Raw genomic sequence first — 22,110 nt, forward strand, 5'->3', positions numbered from 1 at the left:
GCGCGGGGTTTTCGCTTGGGCCGCCGCCTTCTTTTTTGCCGGCGTCTTCTTTTTTTCCGGCGCTTGGGAAGCCGATGCGTCTTTGATGGATTTACTTTTCACAGCCTGAACCGTCAGCCCGAATAGAGGCGCCAGTGTATCAGGCCGCCTCGTGTCCTGAAGAATGCGCACTAATGCTTCACCGCTGCCTGATACCGCATCAAAACCGGGCAAGCCGGCCATATCAAACGATCCAAAGCAGACCATTTGGTCCACATAAAAACCAGATAACCACATAAGCCATTGATAAAAAACAATAAAAAATAACTGGCACGACACCTGCAAAACTCCATTCGAGACGCATGCACATGGCTTGCGCAGCGAATGGAGAGGATTATGAAGATTGGTATCTTTATCCCGATTGGCAATAACGGCTGGTTGATTTCCGAAAACGCGCCGCAGTACAAACCGACCTTCGAGCTGAACAAGCAGATCACCCTGGCGGCGGAACACTACGGTTTCGACTTCGCGCTCTCGATGATCAAGCTGCGCGGTTTTGGCGGCAAAACCGAGTTCTGGGACCACAACCTGGAATCGTTCACGTTGATGGCCGGCCTCGCGGCGGTTACCAGCCGCATTCAACTGTTCGCCACCGCCGCCTCGCTGGTGTTGCCGCCGGCCATCGTCGCGCGCATGGCCGCCACCGTCGACTCCATCGCCAATGGCCGCTTCGGGGTCAACCTGGTGACCGGTTGGCAGCGGCCTGAGTATTCGCAAATGGGCCTGTGGCCCGGCGATGAGTTCTTCAGCAATCGCTACGACTACCTGTCCGAATACATCCAAGTGCTGCGTGACCTGTGGGGCACCGGCAAGTCCGACTTCAAGGGTGCGCACTTCCAGATGGACGACTGCCGCGTCAGCCCGCGCCCGCAAGCCGACATGAAGGTCATCTGCGCCGGGCAAAGCGATGCCGGCATGGCGTTCTCGGCCAAACATGCCGACCACAATTTCTGCTTTGGCAAAGGCGTGAACACGCCCAAGGCCTTCGCGCCAGCCGCGCAAAAGCTGATCGAAGCCAGCCGCCTGACCGGGCGCGATGTCAGCACCTTCGTGTTGATGATGGTCATCGCCGATGAAACCGATGACGCCGCCCGCGCCAAGTGGGAACACTACAAGGCCGGCGTCGATGAAGAAGCCGTGGCCTGGCTCGGCGTGCAAGGCGCGGTCGATAAAACCTCCGGCGCCGACACCAACGTGCGGCAAATGGCCGACCCGACGTCAGCGGTGAATATCAACATGGGCACGCTGGTCGGCTCGTACGAATCGATTGCGCGCATGCTCGATGAAGTCGCCGAAGTTGAAGGCACCGAAGGCGTGCTGCTGACCTTCGATAACTTCGTTGAAGGCGTCGAAGCGTTCGGCCAACGCATCCAGCCGTTGATGAAAAGCCGCATCAGCGTAGACAGCCCGGTGCAGTCGCTGGTCGGCCAACCGGCACTGGCAGTGGGAGCCTGATCATGAGCACTGAAAAGAACGTGACGATTGCATCGACCACGCCTGCCGGGATCAAAGAAGTGGCCGGCTCAAGCCAGCCGCGGGTGCTGTCCGCGCGCCCGGAGCCGTTGTACCTGCACGCATCGAATACCGCGCTGATCGTGGTCGACATGCAGAACGCCTACGCCTCTTTGGGCGGTTATGTCGACTCGGCAGGCTTCGATATTTCCGGCGCGCAGTCGGTGATCGCCAAGGTCGGCACGGCGCTGGAGGCGGCACGCGCGGCCGGCATCAGCGTGGTGTATCTGCAAAATGGCTGGGACAGCGAGTATGTCGAGGCCGGCGGCCCCGGTTCGCCCAACTGGTACAAATCCAACGCGCTGAAAACCATGCGCAAGTACCCCGAGCTGGCGGGTCGTTTTCTGGCCAAGGGCGGCTGGGATTATGAAATCGTCGACGCCCTCACCCCGCAACCGGGCGACATCGTGGTGCCGAAAACCCGCTACAGCGGCTTCTTCAACAGCACGCTCGACAGCACCTTGCGCGCACGCGGCATCCGCAATCTGGTGTTCACCGGCATCGCCACCAATGTCTGCGTCGAGGCGACCCTGCGCGATGCCTTTCACCTCGAATACTTCGGCGTAATGCTCGAAGACGCGACCCATGAACTGGGCGGCGCGGCCATTCAGGCCAGCTCGGTCTACAACATCGAAACCTTCTTTGGCTGGGTGTCCACGGTGGATAACTTCGTCAATGCCGTCACCGCCAACTGATCCGCTCACTTTCATCTGTGGAGATGCCCCATGCCCAAGAAAATCATCACCCCAGCCGGCACCGGTAAACCCCTGGCGCCGTTCGTGCCCGGCACCCTGGCGGACAACATTGTCTATGTCTCCGGCACCCTGCCGTTCGACAGCGAGAACAATGTCGTGCATGTCGGCGATGCCGCCGCGCAAACGCGCCATGTGCTCAACACCATCAAGGGCGTGATCGAGACCGCGGGCGGGACCATGGACGACGTGACGTTCAACCATGTGTTTCTGCGCAACTGGGAAGACTACGCCGCCATCAATGCGGTGTACGCCGAGTTCTTTCCCGGCGAAAAGCCGGCGCGTTATTGCATCCAGTGCGGGCTGGTCAAAGCCGATGCCTTGATCGAAATCGCCAGCGTGGCGCACCTCGGCAAGGGCCTTTGAAGGTGGCCCTGTACACCGAGGTACACGGGCCGGCCGACGGCGAGGCGGTGTTGCTGTCGTCGGGCCTCGGCGGTTCTGCCGGTTACTGGTCGTTGCAGATTCCGGCGCTGGTCGAGGCCGGCTACCGGGTAATCGCCTATGACCAGCGCGGCACCGGGCGCAGCCTGGAAACCTTATCCTGCGACTACCGCATCGAAGACATGGCCCGTGACGTGATCGAGGTGCTGGACGCCACGCACACTGACCGTTGTCACTTCATCGGCCATGCCCTCGGTGGCCTGGTGGGTCTGCAACTGGCGCTGGATTTCCCTGAGCGAGTGCGCAGCCTGACGCTGATCAATGCCTGGTCGCAACCCAACCCGCATTCGGCGCGCTGCTTCGATGCCAGGTTGCACTTGCTCGATGCGCTGGGGCCGCGCGCCTATGTCGAGGCGCAGCCGATCTTTCTGTACCCGGCCAGTTGGTGCGCCGCCAATGCCGAACGGGTACAGGCTGAGGTCGACCACGCCTTTGCGCACTTTCCAGGTGCGGCGACGATGCACGCACGCATTGCCGCGTTGCGCGCCTTCAACGTGACCCCGCGCCTGGCCGGCATTCGGGTACCGACGCTGATTTCGGTCGCCAAGGACGATGTGCTGGTGCCCTGGACTTGCTCGCAGCAACTGGCACAACACCTGCCCGACGCCGTGCTGCACGCCGTTGCTCATGGCGCGCATGCGCACAACATCACCGATGCCAGCGCCTTCAACGACACGCTGCTGTCGTTTCTCAACGCTCAGCCCCTTGAGGAGATCACCCGATGATCGGCTCCGAACCCGGCAAGACCGAATTTCGCAATGCCATGGCGCGCCTCGGCGCCGCCGTCAACGTGATCACCACCGACGGCCCCGGCGGCCGCGCAGGCTTTACCGCCTCGGCGGTGTGCAGCGTCACCGATGAACCGCCCAGCCTGCTGGTATGCCTGAACCGCAGCGCGTCGGTGTATGAAACCTTCAAGACCAATGGCGTGCTGTGCGTCAACGTACTCGGCGCCGGCCACCAGGCCATCTCCAACCTGTTCGGCGGCAAGACCTCGATGGCCGAGCGTTTCGCGGCGGCCGACTGGACGCTGGGCGCTTCCGGCTCGCCGGTTCTGCAAGAAGCCAGCGTGTCGTTCGACTGCCGGCTGAGCCAGATCACCGAAGTCGGCACTCACGATGTGCTGGTCTGTGAAGTGGTGGCGATCTCTACCAGCGAACAGGCGCAGAGCCTCATCTACTTCAACCGCCAGTACCACGAATTGCAGGCTGCACCCGCCGCCCTGATCCCATGAGGTTTCCATGAGCAAGGTTGTATTTATCACCGGCGCCACCTCCGGTTTTGGCCGGGCCACGGCACGGCGTTTTGCCGAGGCCGGCTGGTCGCTGATTCTCAGCGGCCGGCGCCTGGAGCGTTTGCAGGCGCTGCAAGACGAACTCTGTGCCAAGGCTGCCGTGCACATCGCCGCCCTGGATGTGCGCGATGCCAATGCCGTCAAACAGGTGGTCGATGAGCTGCCGCGCGGCTTTCGGCGCATTCACGCGCTTATCAACAATGCAGGCCTCGCGCTGGCGCCGGAGCCGGCCCAGCAGGTCAGCCTGCAAGACTGGCACACCATGATCGACACCAATATCACCGGGCTCGTCAACGTCACCCACGCCGTGCTGCCGCTGCTGCTGGAAACCGGCAAGGGCGCCAGCATCATCAATATCGGCTCGGTGGCCGGTGCCTGGCCGTACCCCGGCGGGCACGTGTATGGCGCCAGCAAAGCCTTCGTCACCCAGTTCAGCTACAACCTGCGCTGCGACCTGATCGCCACCGGCGTGCGGGTCACCGACATCGCGCCGGGCATCGCCGAAACCGAGTTCACCCTGGTGCGCACCAAAGGCAATCAGGCCGCTTCGGATAATCTGTATGGCAACACCACGCCCCTGCGCGCCGAAGACATTGCCGAGCAGATCCTGCATGTGTGCAGCCTGCCGGATCACATCAACATCAACCGCCTGGAAATCGTACCGGCGCGCCAGGCGTGGTCGGGGTATGCGATTGATCGGGACCTGTGAGGTGATTTACTGCTCTGGGTCCTGCGCCGTGTCCAAGGCATAGAACTCATGCAGTTTGGCCTGCAATAACGCTTTGTCCGGCAGATGCGTCTGGTACTCGGCGATCAACGCCGGAGAGAGGCTGCGGTTGAGCGCATATTCGACCACCTCGTCGTCCTTGCTGGCACATAGCAGCACGCCGATGGCAGGGTTTTCGTGGGGTTTGCGTTCATTGCGGTCCAGTGCTTCCAGATAGAAGTCCAGCTTGCCCAGGTACTCCGGTTCAAAGCGTCCCACTTTGAGCTCGATCGCCACCAGACAATTAAGCCCGCGATGAAAGAACAGCAGGTCCAGAGCAAAGTCGCGCTTGCCCACCTGCAAGGGGTATTGGGAACCGACAAAACAGAAGTCTCGGCCCAACTCGACCAGAAAGCTCTTCAGGCGCGTCAGCAAACCCTGATGCAGGTCAGCTTCGGCATGCCCGCCGGGCAAGTCCAGAAACTCAAGCATGTAGGTGTCACGGAATACATCGAGTGCGGCGGGATGAGACTGTTTCAGCGCAGCAGAAGCTTTGGCCGGCTGTGTAACACTGCGCTCGAACAAAGCCGTTTTGAATTGGCGCTCCAGATCCCGACTTGACCACCTCTCCTGAAGGGCCATTTGCAGATAAAACTCGCGCTCTTGCGGGTGCTTGCTTTGACTAAGGATGATCAGATTATGGGTCCAGGGCAATTGTGTCAGCAGTGCTGACACTTTCTCGTCATGCCGGTAAGCCTCATAAAACTGGCGCATCCGAAACAGATTCCGTCGCGTAAAACCACGCAGCCCGGGCTGCTTAAGCGCCAGATGATCGGCCAGTTGACTGACCACGGCATCGCCCCACTCAGCCTGCGCAAGCTTATGGCTGATATAGGCACCGACCTGCCAGTACAGCTCGATCAGTTGCGTATTGACCGCTTTCACAGCTTGCTGCCTAGCGGTATGAATCAACGCCAGCACTTCATCGAAACGATCAGGTGCAGGGTGTTGGGGGGCGTTTGAGCTCATGCAATAGCAGTCCGGGTTACGCTAAAACATGACTCTACCGCGCTCCCGTCAAATCCGTTACTAACCAATCGGGAAGGTGTCAGAAAGCTGCGATCTCATCAACTGCTTGCACTCAACCCTTCTCGACCCTCTCCAGCGCATGCAACCCATGCAGTTCTTCATCCCAGAGATAGCCGCCGAGCTTGGAAATGCTGGTAAACCATTCGCTGCGCTCGCCGTCGATCAGCAAGGTCACGCCGCGATTGCTGACAAAGTCGCCGTCGAAGTTCATGGAGTACTCTTCGATCTGCAACCGGGCGCCGGGCGCGAGTTCGGCCGAACGGGCGATGCCATCGGCAAAGGCATTGCCGGAGCGCTCGTACTCGTCGATGCCGTCATCGGTGCTGGCGTAGGCATACAGGCGCCGTCCCAGATAGGTGACCCGCTGTTCGCTGCGGTTGACCAGCCACACCGGCTGCTTGTCCGAACACCGGGAAAAGTACGGAATGGCCAGATAAAGACCGGCCGGCGCCTCTTGCTCCCAGGCTTGCAGATTGGCCGCCGCGATCAGGTCGGCGATTTGCGCACGACGTAACCGCATCACCTCGTAGGCATCGTCGTCCTGACGAGGGCGCGCGCCCTGGAATGAATCCAGCGCATCGCACGCGCAGTTCAATCGGGCGTAGCGGGCCAGTTCTGCCGTGTGTTGCTCTGCCACGCGCGGATGGCATTCATCGACCAGGCGGGTGGTCAGGCTTAATACCGCATCGCGGATGGGCTGACGGATCATGAATGCGTCCTTGAAGTCCTGAGTCTGTAACGAAATGTACCTGCTTTAGGTCCTCGCCCCAACGGTTGTGTTAACACCGCCAAACCTGCGTTTCTCAAACGACCTGTTCCCTTCCCTCTTCCGCCCCTCTACAATTGCGACTCATTCCTATCCGCGTTCAGCCCTCAGGGGATTTCAGGTGTCCAACGCATTGCCGCCGTCTTCCCCGCATGATGACCTGCACAGCCTTTACTGCGACCACGGCGGCTGGCTGCGTGGCTGGCTGAGCAAACGCCTGGGGGACCGGGAGCAGGCAGCCGATCTTGCGCATGACACATTTGTGCGTCTGATCACCAGCACCGTCGTGCAACCGCTGCGTGAGCCGCGCAACTTTCTGGCCACGGTGGCCAAGCGGGTGATGGTCGATCATCTGCGGCGGCGCAAGCTGGAACAGACGTATCTGCAAGCCTTGGCGCAGGAGCCTGAGCTGCATGAGTGTTCGCCAGAAGAACGCGCGCTGATGCTCGAAACGCTGTTGCAGCTCGATGCGATGCTCGACGGCCTGGGCGACAAGGCACGCCAGGCTTTTTTCTATGCGCAACTGGACGGCATGGGCTACATCGAGATCGCCAAGCGCCTGGATATCTCGGTCAGTTCGGTGACCAAATACATGGCCAGGGCTACCGAGCAATGCCTGTTGTTCGCCCTGGACGCACAGCTGTGAATCCCGCTCAGCAACGCCAGGCCTTGCGCGATGCCGCCCAGTGGCATGCGCGTTTGAGTGCGACGCCGGACTGCGCACACACCCGTGAGCAATGGCAGGCCTGGCACCAACAGAATGATCTGCACCAGTGGGCCTGGCAGCGCCTTGAAGCGTTTCAGACGGATTTGCGCGGTATGTCCGGTTCGCTGGCGCGGCGCACGCTGGCCAGCGGCAATACGCAACCAGGACGCCGTACGCTGCTCAAAGGCCTGATGCTCGGCCTGGGCGTTTCCGGTCTGGCGTGGAGCGGTTATCGACAGGCGCCGATCTGGCTGGCCGACCTGCGCACCGCTACCGGCGAGCGGCGCAGCCTGAACCTGGCCGATGGCTCGGTGCTGACGCTGAACACCGCCAGCGCGGTCGATATTCGCTATGAAGCAGGGCAACGGCTGATCATCTTGCGCACCGGCGAAATCCTCATCGAAACGGCCAGGGATCCACGGCCGTTCAAGGTGCGCAGCGCCCACGGTGAAATGCAGGCGCTGGGCACCCGCTTCACTGTGCGCGTACACGACACCCGCACCGAACTCACGGTGCTGGAGCATGCCGTGGCGGTACGCAACGCAGCCACTGTACAAGCGCTGCGGGTCGAGGCTGGCCAGCGGCTGAACTTCGACGATGGCCCGTTACAGGCACCGCAGGCGGCCGACCAGAACCTGAGTGAATGGCGTCATGGCCGTCTGGTGATTGACAACTGGCGGCTCGATCAAGCGTTGGCCGAGCTGCAACGTTACCGTCCGGGCTTTATCGACTGCGCCGCCGAAGTGGCCGGCCTGCGGCTGTCAGGCGCTTATCCGCTGGACGACACCGACCGCGCGCTGGCGGCCATTGCACGGGTATTACCGGTGGCCATCGAAAGCCGCACGCGCTTCTGGATACAGGTCAGGTCCCGCGTTTAAACCATCGAAGAGGCAGGCAATCGAAAATAATTGTGTTTTCGATTGTCGATTTTTCACGGCTCACTCGACCCCTTCTGCAAACCGCCTTATGGCTTTTGAAGGAGCCGTTCATGTCACGCATCGTCACCCTGCCGTCTTACCCGGCCAAGCCGCTTGCCGTCGCCATCCTGGGCGCCACCCTGGCGCTGCAGGCAGGACTTTTCCAGCCACTGTTGAGCGCTGCCGGCCAGGCCCATGCCGAAGAATCGATGCGCCGCTATGCCATCGCCCCCGGCACACTGGGTGCGGTGCTCAGCCGCTTTGCCAGCGAAGCCGGCGTAGTGTTGTCCTTCGATGCAGCGCTGACCAACGGCAAGCAAAGTAAAGGCCTGCAAGGAACCTACAGCGTCCCGCAGGGCTTTGCTCAATTGCTGGCCGGCAGCGCGCTGCAGGTCACGCGCAGCACCTCGGGCGACTATGTGCTGATACCGCGTAGCGATGGTGACGCCGTCGAACTGGGCGCCACCAGCATCAACGGCAGCGTGCTGGGCGCGACCACCGAAGGCACGCACGCCTATGCCACCGGCGCGACCAACACTGCCACGCGCATGAACCTGTCGATCAAGGACACGCCGCAATCGGTCACGGTCGTCACCCGCCAGCGCATCGAAGACCAGAACCTGAAAAACCTTGATGAGGTGCTTCTCAACACCACCGGCATCACCCTGACCCGCAACGGCAGCGAGCGCTCCAATTACTACGCGCGCGGTCAACAGATCGACACCTTGCAGATCGACGGGGTGCCCACCAACATCGGCAACAGCTATTCGATGGATGCGCTATCCAAGCCCGACACCAACCTTTACGACCATATCGAAGTGGTGCGCGGCGCCAACGGCCTGATGCAGGGCGCCGGTAACCCTTCGGCAGCCGTCAACCTGGTGCGCAAGCGTCCGACCGCTCAGGCGCAGGCTGAACTGAGCAGCTCACTGGGTTCATGGGACACCTGGCGCAATGCGCTGGATGTCAGTGGCCCACTGAACGACAGCGGCACCCTGCGCGGTCGCAGCGTGTTGGCCTATACCAAGGGCAACAGCTACCTGGACGAAGCCGGCAAGGAAAATACCCTGGTCTACGCCATTGCCGAAGCCGACCTCAGCGACAGCAGCCTGATGACCCTGGGATTCAGCTACCAGAAAGACCGTAACCCGGGCTATGACTGGAGCGGCCTGCCCAGCCAGGCCAATGGCAACTTCTATCCCCTGTCGCGCTCCACCGCCCTGACCGGTAGCTGGTCGAAGCTGAACAAGGCCAACACCACGGTATTCGCCGACTACCAGCAGCAGTTCGACAACGACTGGAAACTGGTCGTGGCCGCCAACCTGATGTGGGCCAAATCGGACTTTCTGGCCAACTACACCTGGCCGGTGGCAGCCAATGCCGGCAAATACACTCTCAACCCGCGCGGCTTTCGCTATGACGATACGCAGACCAGCCTGGACGGTTATTTCACCGGGCCGTTTTCGCTGCTGGGCCGGCAGCACGAAGCGGTGTTCGGCTTCAATTTGCGCCATGACGATTTCGATTATCACGGCGGTCGCGATGCCAGCTACAGCTACATTCTCGACGTCAACGACCTGAACTCTTTCAACCCACCGGCGCCGAACATCAACTACAGCCTGTGGAAATACAACTACACCACCCAGGAACGCGGCGCCTATGCTGCCACGCGCCTGAACCTGACCGACAGCACGCACCTGATCCTCGGCACGCGCATGAGCTGGTACCACAGCGAAAGCGATATCAATGGCGCACAGACCGAGATGTCGCGGCCACGTGAGATCGTGCCTTACGTGGGCATTGTCCAGGACCTCACCGAGACCCTGTCGGCCTACGCCAGCTACACAGAAATCTTCAAGCCGCAAAGCACCGTCGACTTCAACGGCTCGATGCTCGACCCGGCCACCGGCAGCAACTACGAAATCGGCCTGAAAGCCGAAAGCCTGGACAAACGTCTTGGTGCCTCGATGGCGCTGTTCCAGACCGACCTGACCGGTGTGGCCGAATACCTGGATAGCTGCGCCACCGGTATCCAGAGCTGTGCTGCGCCCCAGGAAAAGATCCGCACCCGCGGCATCGATCTGGAAGCCTACGGAGAGCCACTGCCGGGCTGGAACCTGTCGGCCGGCTACACCTACAGCTCACCACGCTATGACGGCGGCGCCAGCAAAGGCAGTGCGGCCGCCACCGACATTCCGCGTCACTTGTTCAAGCTGAGCACCGACTATCGCCTGCCTGCGCCGCTGCAACAGCTGCGCATCGGTGCCAGCCTGTATGCGCAGAGCCAGATGTACAAAAGCGACGCGACCTGGCGCGTGCAGCAAGGTGGCTACGCGATTACAGGTGTGCATGCGGTCTATGAAGTCAGCAAGGATCTGGAGGTGCAGTACAACCTGAACAACGCCTTTGATCGCCAGTACTACCAGACCGTGCAGTTCAATCATTACAACAACTTCTACGGCGAGCCGCGCAACTTCACGGTCGGGGTGCGGATGAAGCTCTAACCGGGTCGGTACCCATCAGCGCCAGTGCACCAGTGCCTGGCCGGACACCGGCGCGCGGAAAAACGGGATGCGTGTGCCTTGCAGGCTGCCCAGGTAAACAGTCCGCAAATCCGCCCCGCCAAACGTCAGGCTGGCCAGCCACGGCGCCAGCGTGCCGTGTGCGGCCTGCATGATCTGCGGGGTCAGGGTGCGGCTGTGGTAATGCCGGTTCAGCTCGGCGGTGGCTGCCGGGTTGCCGTCGTCGAGCAAGGTCAGCACCTCGCCGTCGGGGGTGATCGCGATCAGCATGTCGCTCATGATCAGCGTCACCCACAGGTTGCCGAAGGCGTCGAAGGCAAAGCCATCGGGAAAGCCTTGCAGTTGCTGCGGGCCATAGATTTCACGTGCACCGAGCGTGGCATTGGGGCCGACGCGCAAGCGCGAGATGCGCCGGGCGTTGCTCTCGACCACGTACAGCCACTCTTCGTTATCGTCGAAACGAATCTCGTTGGTGCCGCCAAAACCCTCGGCGACGATGCGGATGCCGTGCTCATCGATCACGCCGATATAGCCGTCCAATGCGCTTGAATTGATCGACTCGGTCCAGGGTTGCATCGTGGTGGTCACGGTGAACCAGATACGGCCATGCGAATCACGCAACGGAAAGTTGGTCTTGCCCAGCGGCTTGCCGTCCAGCGAATCGTGCAACACCCGCAGATTGCCTTGGCGATCAAGGTGCTCAATGCGGTCCAGGCCCCAGTTGCAGATGATGAAATCACCTTCGGCGGTCAGCGCCAGGCCGTTGGGCAGCGAGGCGCCCTGCGATTGCACATAGCGCGCCTGAAAATCGGCCGGCTCGCTGGCAACCGGTTGCTGCGGGGCCAGCAGGGTCTGCCTGCCATCGGGGTCGATACGCATGACACCGCCGCGCGCATCGGCGCTCCACAACGTGCCGTCGGGCTGGGCGATAAGGCATTCGGGACGTTGCAGGTCATGACCGACAAAACCGATGCTGTCGCGATCGACCTGCCAGCCTTTGAGCGGGTTGCGTGCCATGGATAAGCCCTTGAATGAGATGATTCAAGCAGGGTGCGCACGCGCCGGGCATTCGGGAAATTGTTTATCGCGATGCGAGGCATCCACGATGCGGATGCCTCGTTCAGGCTCATGGGTTGGCCTTCAGCGCCTCCCCCACCTTATCCAGCGAACCCTGGACCGAGCCGGGCTGAAGTTTCAGCTCGGTGGTCTTGCCGCGGATCACCACTTCCATCTTGTTCACCCGGCCCTGCGCATCCGCCAGAATCCGCCAGGTCGTGTCGCCGCGCACAAAGCTCAATGCCTGCCCTGCGCGGTCATACTCGAAGCGCTCCGCCTCGCGCTCGGGATACAGCAAGCCGACTTCGTCCTTGCTGTCGACCGCCGCGTAGTACACCGCTTCGTTAAGCGCCGAGCGGAACAGGATGATGCGCTTGCCGGACGGTGCCAGCCTGAACGACAGCAGAATCTGGCGCTGCTCGTCGTCTTCCCAGAGCGTACGGTCCGTGGCGATCATCTTGCCGTTGCTGTTCACCGAATGCGTTTCCCGGGTCAGCCCCGAGGCGCTGGTCTGATCGATCACGGTCTCGCTCTGCATCACCGGCTCGCCGTTCTGAATGCTGTAGGTCGCAAACCAGTGCGAGCAACAGCCGTCCTTGGTCATGGTGTTGATCTGGCGGGTTTGCGGGTCGAACTGGAACATGCCGCAGTAGTTCTGCGCCAGCTCGGTGAAGGCGTCGCTGTGCCTGAAGCCGTGCGCCGTGCCGAGGAAGATCTGGAAGGACGGCCCGTGATAGCAGCTGTTCTGGCCGTCCATGATTGCCAGGTCCTTGATGCCGTCGAAGTTGAAGTCGTCGTGGATCAGCACGCTCTGCTCGCCGTAGGGCAGCTCCTGGACGTTGGTTTTGACCTTGCCGGTGTGCGGATTGACGTCCAGCACCAGTTCATTGGACTGCACATAGAACAGCGGCGCCTGACCGTTCTTGCCGTACACGCTAATGATGCCGGGTCGAAATACTCCGTCGTTGTCGACGATTTCCAGCGTGGCGCGGTATTGCGTTGAAAAGTCCTGCAGGTTCCAGGTTTTTTTGGCGGCGCTTTCAAAGCTGGCGGTGTCGATTTCGCCATAGCCCTCCACGGGCATGATCGCGCAGGCATTGATAGACAGCAGCATGCTGCCCACAAAAAGAGCGACCCGTTGAATGATTGAAAACTGCATGAAGTGACTCCTGTCCAGTTGCCGGCGATTGCACCACAACTCGCGCCCAATAAAAAAGGACCGCCGAAGCGGTCCTTTTTGTGCAGCCACCCAACCTTACGCAGGCTGGTCCCACGGACGGTCGCCGTGCTCATCCTTGATGCGCGTCGGCAGGCCCATCACGTCGAGCAGCTTGAGGAACGGCTCGGCCGGCAGTTCTTCGACGTTGGCCATGTGTTTCACATCCCAGTCACCACGGGCCACCAGCAAGGCGGCGGCGACAGGCGGAACGCCTGCGGTGTAAGAGATGCCCTGGCTGTCGGTCTCGTCATAGGCTTCTTCGTGGTCGGCCACGTTGTAGATGAAGACCTCGCGGGCCTTGCCATCCTTGGTGCCCTTGACCAGATCGCCGATGCAGGTCTTGCCGGTGTAACCCGGCGCCAGCGAGGCAGGATCGGGCAGTACGGCCTTGACCACCTTGAGCGGCACCACTTCCAGGCCTTCGGCGGTCTTGACCGGCTTTTCCGACAGCAGGCCGAGGTTTTTCAGCACCGTGAAGACGTTGATGTAATGCTCGCCGAAGCTCATCCAGAAGCGCACGTTCGGCACGTCCAGGTTCTTCGACAGCGAGTGCACTTCGTCGTGACCGGTCAGGTACAGGTTCTGCGAACCTACTACCGGCAGATCATCGGTGCGTTTGACTTCGAACATGGTGTTGCTGGTCCACTGGCTGTTCTGCCAGCTCCATACCTGTCCGGTGAATTCGCGGAAGTTGATTTCCGGGTCGAAATTGGTGGCGAAATATTTGCCATGCGAGCCGGCATTGACGTCGAGAATGTCGATCGAATCAATGTGGTCGAAATGCTGTTGTTGCGCCAAGGCTGCATAGGCGTTGACCACACCCGGGTCGAAGCCCACGCCAAGAATGGCGGTGACGTTCTTGTGTTGGCATTCTTCGAGGTGCTTCCACTCGTAGTTGCCATACCAGGGCGGCGTTTCGCAGACTTTGCCCGGTTCTTCGTGAATGGCGGTGTCCAGATAGGCCACGCCGGTATCGATGCAGGCACGCAGCACCGACATGTTGAGGAATGCAGAACCCACGTTGATCACGATCTGCGATTCGGTCTCGCGGATCAGCGCCTTGGTGGCTTCGACATCAAGTGCATTGAGCGAGAAGGCCTGGATGTCGGCGGGCTGCTTGAGGCTGCCCTTGGCCTTGACGCTGTCGATGATGGCCTGGCATTTGGAGATGTTGCGCGACGCGATGGCAATACGACCGAGTTCGTCGTTGTGCTGCGCGCACTTGTGGGCCACCACCTTGGCGACACCTCCTGCACCAATGATAAGAACGTTCTTCTTCAATTTCTTTAAGTCCCCTTTAATACGCCAGCTTACGAGAGGCTGGACAGGTAATCGTCAAAGCCGAACTCACGGACGACTTCGATGCTGCCGTCGAGTTGCTTGACGGCGATGGACGGCATTTTCAGGCCGTTGAACCAGTTTTTCTTGACCATGGTGTAGCCCGCCGTGTCGAGGAACGACAAACGGTCGCCGATGGCCAGCGGACGATCGAATTGGTACTCGCCGAAGATATCCCCAGCCAGGCACGACTTGCCGCACACCATGTAGGTGTGTTCGCCGTCGCTGGGGGCCAGCTTGGCATTGAGGCGGTAGATCAGCAGGTCGAGCAGGTGCGCTTCGATCGAGCTGTCGACCACGGCCAGGTTCTTGCCGTTGTAGAGGGTGTCGAGCACGGTCACTTCCAGCGTGGCGCTGTTGGTGATGGCCGCCTCGCCCGGCTCCAGATAAACCTGCACGCCGTACTTCTCGGAGAAGCCTTTGAGGCGCGCGCAGAATTTGTCCAGCGCATAGCCTTCGCCGGTGAAATGGATACCGCCACCGAGGCTGACCCACTTGACCTGGTGCAGCAGCTCGCCGAAGCGGTTTTCGATGGTGGTCAGCATCTGGTCGAACAGGTCGAAATCACCGTTCTCGCAGTTGTTGTGGAACATGAAGCCGGAAATCTTATCCATCACCGCGCCGATCTTTTCCGGGTCCCATTCGCCCAGGCGGCTGAACGGACGCGCCGGATCGGCCAGCAGATAATCGGAGCTGCTGACTTGCGGATTGACGCGCAGGCCACGGATGGTGCCGGTGGTGGCCTCGGCAAAGCGCTCAAGCTGGCCGATGGAGTTGAAGATAATCTTGTCGCAGTTGGCGATCATCTCTTCGATTTCATCGTCGGCCCAGGCCACGCTGTAAGCGTGCGTCTCGCCTTCAAACTTCTGCTTGCCGAGCTTGAGCTCGTACAGCGAGCTGGACGTGGTGCCGTCCATGTACTGCTGCATCAGGTCGAAGACCGACCAGGTCGCAAAGCACTTGAGCGCCAGCAACGCCTTGGCACCGGAGTTTTCGCGCACGTAGGCGATCTTTTCCAGGTTGCTCAGCAGCTTCTGTTTGTCGATGAGGTAGTACGGGGTTTTGATCATTTCGCTTCCGTATTAAAGGTCGGCCAACAGGAGTCCGCGAACCTCCTGAAAAAAGCGGACGCGAATTGTGCCGATAACCGACGTCGACCGAAAGTCCATTGGGCAAATTTCGTCCATCGCGTGCCATGACAGTAATGGCGCCGAGCATGGCTATCGAAGATGACAATAATGTGACATTTAGGTGATAAGCCCGCTTTCAGGGCTTTGCGCAGGTCATCATGGACCTGATTTGCAACTTTGGTCGCCCTGACCAAGCCCTTGCCCCCTGCACACTTTAAGGACGAATGGCCTCCCGATATCGCACCTCGACGATTGAATCGAGGCCTGCTTATAATGCGACAAATTCTCATATGCATTTGACGCACCATGTCCGAATCGTCGCCCGACCCGCAACTGATGGCCGCCCTGGCGCTGCACTACGACGATCTGGTCGATAGTTTGCGTCGGCGCTTTCGTGGTCGGGATTTTGCGCGCGACCTGGTGCATGACGTGTGTGTCCAGGTGCTGGAAAAACCACCGGCGGGCACTATCGCCCAGCCGCTTGCGTTCCTGCGGCGTATGACCTTCAACCGGGCCATCGACCGCCTGCGCGCCGAGCGCATTCGCCAGGCGCACCTGAACCTGCCCTTGCCGCCAGAGGCTGCATTCGATGACTGGGACGGCGCCAAAGCCGTGGATTTCGAGCAACAGTTAAAGGCCTTGCTGGCAATCATCGAAGCCCTGCCGCCGCGCCAGCGACAGGTGTTCCTGCTGCACCGCATCCACGGCATGCCGCAACGCGAGATCGCCGATGAGCTGGGTATTTCGCTAAACATGATCACCCAGCACTTCGGCCGCGCCATGCGCACCATTGCCCAACACTGGGAACCGGCGCGCCAAGCGTGCCTGCTTCGATGAAAAAGCCAGAAGACCGTCCGCCTCGCGAAGACGCCCTGCAACCCTATGCCGATGCCCTGCGCGAACGCGTGCCGTCCCGCGAAGCATTGCTGGCCGAAGGCAAGGCCCTGACCCAGCGCCGCCGCAAACAACGCAACGCCGCCGTGGGCGGTTTGCTCAGCCTGGCCATCGCCGGCGCACTCTGGACCCTGGACCCGGCCTGGCGCAGCAACGAAGTACAGGTCGCCTTCGGCCAACGCCAGCCACTCACTCTGCAAGACGGCAGCCAGGTGCTGCTCAATTCCGGCAGCCGCTTGCGCATCGAACAACGCCTGCGCAGCCGCCAACTGGAACTGCTCGAAGGCCAGGCTACCTTCACCGTGGTGCATGGCGAGCAGCCGTTTATCGTGCGCAGCCAAGGTGTAACGGTGCGCGATATCGGCACCGTGTTCGACGTGCGCAGCGACCGGCGCGGCGTGCAAGTGGGCGTTATCGAAGGCATCGTGGAAGTCAGCAATCACCACACGCCGCCTCGCCGCCTGACGGCCGGTGAACAACTGCACGCCACGGCTGAACGCGTCGACACGCCACAACCGGTCAACCCGCAAAGCCTCACCGCCTGGCAATACGGCAAACTGCGCTTCGACGGTACCCCGCTCAGCGAAGTGGTGGCCGAACTGCAACATTACCGCCAGGCGGCGATCCGTGTAGCGGATAGCCGAACGGGCGAATTGCGCCTGTCCGGCGAGTTCGACAGTGCCTCGGTAGAGGCCTTGATCGACCTGCTGCCGGGCATCCTGCCAGTCACGGTGCAACGCAGCAAAGACGGCAGCGTGACCCTCTACCGTACACGTTGAGATTTATTTTCAATCGCACCTCAACATTGATAACGCGCCATACGCCATAGCCCATAGAACAACGCACCAACATATGGGGAACTCATGGGTACCAACACTTCATCGCCACGCACCTCACAACGTTTGAGCCTGCTGGCGGCTGCACTGCTGATGGCGGGGACGGCCATGGCGCAACAAACGACTTACCCGCTGGATATTGCACCGCAGGCACTGGATCAGGCGTTGAATGCGCTGGCTGGGCAAACGGGGAGCCGGATTTTGTTTGCGACCGATGTAGCCGAGGGGCGGCAGGTGCCGGGGTTGCGCGGGAGTCTGACGGTTGAGCAGGCGTTGGAGCGGTTGGTGGGTGGTACGGGGTTGAGGATTGAGAAGACTGAGGATGGGAGTTTTCTGGTAGCCAAGCCCGGAGAGAATGGGCCGGTGGAATTGTCGCCAACGCCGATAAGTAGTAACGCGCTCGGCACCAGTGCCTCAGCCTATGAGCACTCCTACAACTCCCGCGTCGTCACCCTTGGCAAAACAGGGCAAGCGCAAAAGGATATCCCGCAGTCAGTAACGGTAGTCACCCGACAGCGGATGGACGATCAAAGCCTGGACACGTTCGACCAGGTAGTTATGCAAACACCTGGGATCAGCCGACAGTTTGTAAACAGTGGCCAAAGCAGCTATTACTCTCGTGGATTTGAAATCTCGAAAATCCTGCTGGACAGTGTTTCCAGCTCGACCTCCTTTGGCTCTATCATTGGTCAGGCGCCGGATATGGCCACCATTGAAAGAGTCGAAATCATACGCGGAGCGCCAGGGCTGTTACTGGGCGCTGGCGAGCCAAGTGGTGTCGTCAACCTCGTCAGAAAGCGCCCCAAGAAAGAAACCGAGCTGAATATCACCGCCAAGGCAGGCTCTTGGGATTACTACCGTACCGAACTGGATTTAACCGGCAGCCTGAACGACGCAGGCACCGTGAGGGGCCGGGCCGTAACGGCTTATGAAGACCGCGATTACTTCTATGATCGTGCCCACTCTGAAATGCCAATCTTCTATGGCGTGCTGGAAGCCGATGTTACCGACAAAACCACCGCCATGGTCGGTTACCGTCATCAAAACTATGATGTCTCCGGGATTTATTTTTTCCAGGGTTTGCCCACGGCCACGAACGGCTCGGATTTAAAACTGTCCCGCTCGACCTCGGTCGGCCCGGACTGGTCTGCCTATAAAAGCGTTGCGCACGATGTCTTTTCTGAGGTCAAGCATTCGTTCAACGACGATTGGAGTGCCAAAATCGCCACTGATTTTCAACGCGGCGAAATCTATGAGCGTGTGCTGGCACGAAGCGATTATGGTCTGAATCCTAATGTTGGCACTGTCGCTATTCGACGCGCCCAGGATTCCAACTATGACTTTTACCGCAGCGGTGTGGACATCAGCACAGAGGGGAACTTCTCTTTATTTGATCTGGAACAGAAAGTCATCATAGGGACCTCCTACCAGAAAGAAGAGCGTGACTACACGGTCAGCATCATAAATTATTCGGGCCTGAGCCTGAATATCCTGAACGACCCTGAGATGTCAGCCATCTCAAAGCCCAACTTCAAGACGGGGGCGTTGTCAAACAGCGAAGTTCATACAGAAACCTATGGCCTCTACAGCAACTTGATACTCAGCCCTATCGAGCCATTGAAAGTCATTATCGGCGGGCGCCTGAGCTGGTACAAAGTAGAAAACTATGCCAATGGTGCATTAAGCAATGAATTCCGTCAGGACAAAGAATTCACCCCGTATGTCGGCTTGGTCTATGCACTCACGCCGGAGTGGTCAGCCTATGCCAGCTACACTGACATATTCAACGTGCAAAGCAGCTATAGCACGACCAGCGGGTCACTGCTGGATCCTGCGGTAGGCAGCAACTACGAAATCGGCATAAAGGGCGACCTGTTCAATGGCCGGCTTAATACATCGGCTGCGCTGTTCAGAATCATTCAAGACAATCGCGCCGCGATTGACCCTGCGTACCCCAGCGGGGGCTGCCCTGCTGCGCTGAATGGTTACTGCTACCTAAACTCTGGCAAAGTTGAAAGCAAGGGGATCGAACTTGAAGCCAACGGGGAAATCCTTCCTCACTGGCAAGCCTTTGCAGGATACACGTACAACGAAGCGAAATACCTCAAGGACCGCAATGCCTTTGGCAACCCCACCGCCAAAGAAGGTGAACAGCTAGGCGATGTAACACCTCGGCATATCTTTCGCGCATTCACGACTTTCGAGTTATCGGGTGCACTCCAAGGGTTTACTGTTGGCGGTGGCGTGTCCTCCCAGAGCAAACTACGCGGCACCAACTACAGCGGTATAGCCGGGACGATGCCAGGACGCACGGTATGGGATGCCTTTGCACGTTACCAAATCGACGACCATTGGACAGTGGCGGCCAACCTGAACAACGTGTTCGACAAGTCTTATTATAATGATGAGTATGGCTACCGCTACGGAGAACCTCGCAACATTATGTTGACACTGCGAGGAAACTTTAAAGACTTTTAAACCCGGCACTTACAACTGGGGCGACCCACGTAACGTGTCAGCCAACATCCGCTGGGACTTCTGACCCCCTCCTTTACCGTGCCTCGCAAGCGGGCACGGCGACAACAACAATCCTTTGCAATTTCACTCATTCAGGGGGTTCACGGACAATCCTTACCCCTTCAAAAAAACCTGATCGGGTAACTCACAATCACCCGATTCTCATCATAATCGGTCGCATTGAAATCGCGCCTCACGCTCGAATTGCGCCAGCGCAGCGACAGGTTCTTGAAACTGCCGCTTTGCACCACATACCCCAGCTCCGACTCACGCACCCACTCGGAGCCGTCATCGACGTTGCGCAGTTGCACGTCACTGCCTTTCACATAGCGCGTCATCAGGCTCAAGCCCGGTACGCCGTAGCCGGCAAAGTCCAGGTCGTAACGCAGTTGCCAGGATTTTTCCTTCGGGTTGTCGAAGGCATGGTTGAAGGTGTTGTTGGCGAGATAAATACCGCCGCTGCCGGTGATTCTCATCCAGCCCGTGTCGCCGCCCACGTGTTGCAGGCCGATGCTGAAGGTGTGCTGGCGGATGCCCAGCCCTACCAGTAATGAGCCGGTTTGGTTATCGAGTTGCCCGGCCTTGGCGCTGCCGTCGTCCTTGCCACGGAAGTAGCCGAGGTTGGCATTGAGGCTGATGCCTTCGGCCAGTGACCAGCGCTGGATCAGCGCGGCGTATTGTTGCTGGTAGATGTTTTTAAGCTCGCCCGCCCACAGGCGCACGGTGGTGTTCTTCGATTCGCTGCGGTAGTCGCCGCCCAGAAAGCGAAAAGCATCGCTTTGCGCGCCGGCATAGGCCATGTCTTCCATCGAGGAATCGTTGCGCAGGCTGGTCTTGCTGAACTCGCCGGCGTACAGCGTCCAGTGCTTGATGTCCTGTGACGATAATTGCGCGCCACGGAAGGTTTGCGGCAAGGCGCGAAAGTCGTCGGCGGTTACCAGCGGCAGGTTGGGCATCCATTCGCCGACTTTCAATTCAGTGGCCGATACGCGGGCTTTAAGCGCCACGCCCAGTCGGCCAAAGCTGCCAGCCGGGTCGCCATCGCTGTCGCGCGGTAATAACAGCGCGTTGTAACGGCCGGCGCCACCGTCCAGTTTCACCGCATATTTGCCCAGTACATCGACACCAAAACCAATGGTGCCGGTGGTAAAGCCTGAACGCGCATCGAAGATAAAACTCTGCGTCCACTCGCGCGCTTGGCTCTGGGCGACGCCGGGCGCGGTGAAGTGGCGTTCGAAAAAGAAGTTTCGCAGGTTGAGGCTGGCACTGCTGTCGTCGATGAAACCCTGGGCTTGCACCGGGGTGTGCAGCATCAAGGCAGAGACCAGCAATGCGCCGGTTGTTTGGGGTGTACGTGCTTTCAAGACCATGACTCCCTTGTTATTTTTATTGAGGGACACGCCGGCAAGGCCCCATCGAAATGGGGCCTTGTTTAGTTCAGGTCAGATCAAACCGGCAGATCGCAGGGCATCGGCGATTTCGCGGTCGGCGCCTTCGGCCAGTGGCAGCAGCGGCGAGCGCACGGTGGCGTGCTCCAGAATGCCGCGGGCAACCAGGCCATGCTTGAGGGCCACGGTGCCTTCCATGTGCGAGCCGCGATGGTAAACATTGCGGGTCACCGGCAGCAGGCGGTCGTGCAGGGCGCGGGCGGCCGGGTAGTCCTTGCGTTTGCCGGCTTCGATCAGCTCGATCAGAGGCTCAGGCGTCAGGCCGCCGTAGCCGACCAGTGCGCCGTCGACGTCGAACATGGTGTGCAGCAGGTATTCGTCGTGGCAGGTGAGGATTTGCAGGTCCGGCACTTCGCGACGCACCACCGGGATTTCGGTGTCCCAGCGACGCATGTTGCGCACGCCGTTTTTCATGGCGAACACGCCCGGTTGCTTGGCGATGTCCAGTTGGGTTTCCAGGTCGTAGGTGGCCTTGGTGACATCCGGGTACTGGAACAGGATCAGCGGCAGACCACTGTGCTCGTAGATGGCCTTGTAGCGATCTTGCGCCGCGCCTTTCTGGTAGCCGAAACGCAGCCAGCCATGGGACGGATAGACCAGGCCCGCCGAGGCGCCAGCGTCTACAGCGCGTACGGCTTCGTCGGCGGCGACCTGGGTGCCTTCGCCAGTGATGCCGGCGATGATGGGCAGACGGCCACCGACCGATTCCTTGAACGCCTGGATCACTCGCGCCTGCTCGGCCTGGGTCAGGAACGTGCCTTCACCGGCGTGACCCAGTACCACCAGGCCTTTGACGCCGTCGAAACTGCCCAGCCACGCGCCCAGTTTCTGGATGGCGTCGTAGTCGACCTGACCATCACGGGTAAACGGTGTAACAGGGGCAGGCACCAGGCCGCGCAGGTCGATGGTGTTTTTAGTGCTCATG

Annotated in this window: 20 protein-coding genes; 12 read left to right on the forward strand and 8 right to left on the reverse strand. The window is 60.0% G+C overall.

Annotated features, from left to right (window positions below; translation table 11 throughout):
- Positions 1 to 375 precede the first annotated feature (375 nt).
- From rutA to ACYAS9_RS02740, 6 genes are read left to right on the forward strand one after another with little or no spacing between them, the layout of a single operon-like run.
- The gene (gene rutA, locus ACYAS9_RS02715) at positions 376 to 1,494 is read left to right on the forward strand and encodes a pyrimidine utilization protein A (protein ID WP_463566759.1); all 1,119 of its coding nucleotides are present in this window, start codon (positions 376 to 378) and stop codon (positions 1,492 to 1,494) included.
- 2 nt (positions 1,495 to 1,496) lie between these two features.
- Positions 1,497 to 2,246: a pyrimidine utilization protein B gene (gene rutB, locus ACYAS9_RS02720; RefSeq protein WP_463566760.1), complete on the forward strand. Its 750-nt coding sequence runs from the start codon at positions 1,497 to 1,499 to the stop codon at positions 2,244 to 2,246.
- Between the two features lie 30 nt (positions 2,247 to 2,276).
- Positions 2,277 to 2,669 carry a pyrimidine utilization protein C gene (rutC, locus tag ACYAS9_RS02725; RefSeq protein WP_463566761.1) on the forward strand — a complete coding sequence of 131 codons (393 nt, stop codon included), beginning with the start codon at positions 2,277 to 2,279 and terminating at the stop codon, positions 2,667 to 2,669.
- Between the two features lie 8 nt (positions 2,670 to 2,677).
- Entirely contained in the window at positions 2,678 to 3,472 is a 795-nt protein-coding gene (gene rutD / locus ACYAS9_RS02730) for a pyrimidine utilization protein D (protein WP_463566841.1), read from the forward strand.
- Entirely contained in the window at positions 3,469 to 3,981 is a 513-nt protein-coding gene (gene rutF, locus ACYAS9_RS02735; protein WP_463566762.1) for an NADH-dependent FMN reductase RutF, read from the forward strand. Before rutD ends, rutF begins: the two co-directional genes overlap by 4 nt.
- Before the next feature lie 7 nt (positions 3,982 to 3,988).
- On the forward strand, positions 3,989 to 4,750 hold the full coding sequence (locus tag ACYAS9_RS02740) for an SDR family NAD(P)-dependent oxidoreductase (protein ID WP_463566763.1): 762 nt from the start codon (positions 3,989 to 3,991) through the stop codon (positions 4,748 to 4,750).
- 6 nt (positions 4,751 to 4,756) lie between these two features.
- On the opposite strand, the gene ACYAS9_RS02745 is transcribed toward ACYAS9_RS02740, so the two are convergent.
- Complete coding sequence (locus tag ACYAS9_RS02745) at positions 4,757 to 5,776, reverse strand: PDDEXK nuclease domain-containing protein (protein WP_463566764.1); 1,020 nt, start codon at positions 5,774 to 5,776, stop codon at positions 4,757 to 4,759.
- Positions 5,777 to 5,888: 112 nt separating this feature from the next.
- Positions 5,889 to 6,545: a hypothetical protein gene (locus tag ACYAS9_RS02750; RefSeq protein ID WP_463566765.1), complete on the reverse strand. Its 657-nt coding sequence runs from the start codon at positions 6,543 to 6,545 to the stop codon at positions 5,889 to 5,891.
- A gap of 178 nt (positions 6,546 to 6,723) precedes the next feature.
- Between ACYAS9_RS02750 and ACYAS9_RS02755 the strand changes: the two genes are divergently transcribed.
- The 3 genes from ACYAS9_RS02755 to ACYAS9_RS02765 all read left to right on the forward strand — a co-directional run bounded on the left by ACYAS9_RS02755 (position 6,724) and on the right by ACYAS9_RS02765 (position 10,729).
- Positions 6,724 to 7,248, forward strand: a complete 525-nt coding sequence (locus ACYAS9_RS02755) for a sigma-70 family RNA polymerase sigma factor (protein ID WP_463566766.1) — start codon at positions 6,724 to 6,726, stop codon at positions 7,246 to 7,248.
- The gene (locus tag ACYAS9_RS02760) at positions 7,245 to 8,186 is read left to right on the forward strand and encodes a FecR domain-containing protein (protein WP_463566767.1); all 942 of its coding nucleotides are present in this window, start codon (positions 7,245 to 7,247) and stop codon (positions 8,184 to 8,186) included. The genes ACYAS9_RS02755 and ACYAS9_RS02760 overlap by 4 nt, the downstream gene beginning before the upstream one ends.
- A 110-nt stretch (positions 8,187 to 8,296) precedes the next feature.
- The gene (locus tag ACYAS9_RS02765) at positions 8,297 to 10,729 is read left to right on the forward strand and encodes a TonB-dependent siderophore receptor (RefSeq protein WP_463566768.1); all 2,433 of its coding nucleotides are present in this window, start codon (positions 8,297 to 8,299) and stop codon (positions 10,727 to 10,729) included.
- A 15-nt stretch (positions 10,730 to 10,744) separates the two neighbouring features.
- Here the strand turns inward: ACYAS9_RS02765 and ACYAS9_RS02770 are convergent, their stop codons facing one another.
- From ACYAS9_RS02770 to ACYAS9_RS02785, 4 genes are all read right to left on the reverse strand, one after another.
- Positions 10,745 to 11,764 carry an SMP-30/gluconolactonase/LRE family protein gene (locus ACYAS9_RS02770; RefSeq protein ID WP_463566769.1) on the reverse strand — a complete coding sequence of 340 codons (1,020 nt, stop codon included), beginning with the start codon at positions 11,762 to 11,764 and terminating at the stop codon, positions 10,745 to 10,747.
- A 109-nt stretch (positions 11,765 to 11,873) separates the two neighbouring features.
- Positions 11,874 to 12,962, reverse strand: a complete 1,089-nt coding sequence (locus tag ACYAS9_RS02775) for an XAC2610-related protein (RefSeq protein WP_463566770.1) — start codon at positions 12,960 to 12,962, stop codon at positions 11,874 to 11,876.
- A gap of 96 nt (positions 12,963 to 13,058) precedes the next feature.
- A complete protein-coding gene (locus tag ACYAS9_RS02780; RefSeq protein ID WP_463566771.1) occupies positions 13,059 to 14,303 on the reverse strand; it encodes a saccharopine dehydrogenase family protein in 1,245 nt (414 codons plus the stop codon).
- Positions 14,304 to 14,332: 29 nt separating this feature from the next.
- A complete protein-coding gene (locus tag ACYAS9_RS02785; RefSeq protein WP_463566772.1) occupies positions 14,333 to 15,430 on the reverse strand; it encodes a carboxynorspermidine decarboxylase in 1,098 nt (365 codons plus the stop codon).
- A 366-nt stretch (positions 15,431 to 15,796) separates the two neighbouring features.
- Between ACYAS9_RS02785 and ACYAS9_RS02790 the strand changes: the two genes are divergently transcribed.
- From ACYAS9_RS02790 to ACYAS9_RS02800, 3 genes are all read left to right on the forward strand, one after another.
- Positions 15,797 to 16,327 (forward strand): RNA polymerase sigma factor, encoded by a 531-nt coding sequence (locus tag ACYAS9_RS02790; RefSeq protein ID WP_463566773.1) that lies wholly within the window; start codon positions 15,797 to 15,799, stop codon positions 16,325 to 16,327.
- Positions 16,324 to 17,163, forward strand: coding sequence for a FecR family protein (locus tag ACYAS9_RS02795; protein ID WP_463566774.1), 840 nt, complete (start codon positions 16,324 to 16,326; stop codon positions 17,161 to 17,163). The genes ACYAS9_RS02790 and ACYAS9_RS02795 overlap by 4 nt, the downstream gene beginning before the upstream one ends.
- A gap of 84 nt (positions 17,164 to 17,247) precedes the next feature.
- Positions 17,248 to 19,698 carry a TonB-dependent siderophore receptor gene (locus ACYAS9_RS02800; protein WP_463566775.1) on the forward strand — a complete coding sequence of 817 codons (2,451 nt, stop codon included), beginning with the start codon at positions 17,248 to 17,250 and terminating at the stop codon, positions 19,696 to 19,698.
- A gap of 161 nt (positions 19,699 to 19,859) precedes the next feature.
- Here ACYAS9_RS02800 and ACYAS9_RS02805 read toward each other — a convergent pair whose 3' ends face one another.
- Both ACYAS9_RS02805 and ACYAS9_RS02810 read right to left on the reverse strand, forming a co-directional pair.
- Positions 19,860 to 21,107 carry an OprD family porin gene (locus ACYAS9_RS02805; protein WP_463566776.1) on the reverse strand — a complete coding sequence of 416 codons (1,248 nt, stop codon included), beginning with the start codon at positions 21,105 to 21,107 and terminating at the stop codon, positions 19,860 to 19,862.
- 72 nt (positions 21,108 to 21,179) lie between these two features.
- Positions 21,180 to 22,109, reverse strand: coding sequence for a dihydrodipicolinate synthase family protein (locus ACYAS9_RS02810; RefSeq protein WP_463566777.1), 930 nt, complete (start codon positions 22,107 to 22,109; stop codon positions 21,180 to 21,182).
- Between the last annotated feature and the right edge of the window lies 1 nt (position 22,110).

This window comes from Pseudomonas sp. HP_08 (assembly GCF_055284095.1).

Excerpts from the sequence above, each read along its gene's own strand:
- rutA (WP_463566759.1), top strand. The coding sequence starts at position 376 with ATGAAGATTGGTATCTTTATCCCGATTGGCAATAACGGCTGGTTGATT.
- rutB (WP_463566760.1), top strand. The coding sequence starts at position 1,497 with ATGAGCACTGAAAAGAACGTGACGATTGCATCGACCACGCCTGCCGGG.
- rutC (WP_463566761.1), top strand. The coding sequence starts at position 2,277 with ATGCCCAAGAAAATCATCACCCCAGCCGGCACCGGTAAACCCCTGGCG.
- rutF (WP_463566762.1), top strand. The coding sequence starts at position 3,469 with ATGATCGGCTCCGAACCCGGCAAGACCGAATTTCGCAATGCCATGGCG.
- ACYAS9_RS02740 (WP_463566763.1), top strand. The coding sequence starts at position 3,989 with ATGAGCAAGGTTGTATTTATCACCGGCGCCACCTCCGGTTTTGGCCGG.
- ACYAS9_RS02745 (WP_463566764.1), bottom strand. The coding sequence starts at position 5,776 with ATGAGCTCAAACGCCCCCCAACACCCTGCACCTGATCGTTTCGATGAA.
- ACYAS9_RS02750 (WP_463566765.1), bottom strand. The coding sequence starts at position 6,545 with ATGATCCGTCAGCCCATCCGCGATGCGGTATTAAGCCTGACCACCCGC.
- ACYAS9_RS02765 (WP_463566768.1), top strand. The coding sequence starts at position 8,297 with ATGTCACGCATCGTCACCCTGCCGTCTTACCCGGCCAAGCCGCTTGCC.
- ACYAS9_RS02770 (WP_463566769.1), bottom strand. The coding sequence starts at position 11,764 with ATGGCACGCAACCCGCTCAAAGGCTGGCAGGTCGATCGCGACAGCATC.
- ACYAS9_RS02775 (WP_463566770.1), bottom strand. The coding sequence starts at position 12,962 with ATGCAGTTTTCAATCATTCAACGGGTCGCTCTTTTTGTGGGCAGCATG.
- ACYAS9_RS02785 (WP_463566772.1), bottom strand. The coding sequence starts at position 15,430 with ATGATCAAAACCCCGTACTACCTCATCGACAAACAGAAGCTGCTGAGC.
- ACYAS9_RS02790 (WP_463566773.1), top strand. The coding sequence starts at position 15,797 with ATGTCCGAATCGTCGCCCGACCCGCAACTGATGGCCGCCCTGGCGCTG.
- ACYAS9_RS02795 (WP_463566774.1), top strand. The coding sequence starts at position 16,324 with ATGAAAAAGCCAGAAGACCGTCCGCCTCGCGAAGACGCCCTGCAACCC.
- ACYAS9_RS02800 (WP_463566775.1), top strand. The coding sequence starts at position 17,248 with ATGGGTACCAACACTTCATCGCCACGCACCTCACAACGTTTGAGCCTG.
- ACYAS9_RS02805 (WP_463566776.1), bottom strand. The coding sequence starts at position 21,107 with ATGGTCTTGAAAGCACGTACACCCCAAACAACCGGCGCATTGCTGGTC.
- ACYAS9_RS02810 (WP_463566777.1), bottom strand. The coding sequence starts at position 22,109 with ATGAGCACTAAAAACACCATCGACCTGCGCGGCCTGGTGCCTGCCCCT.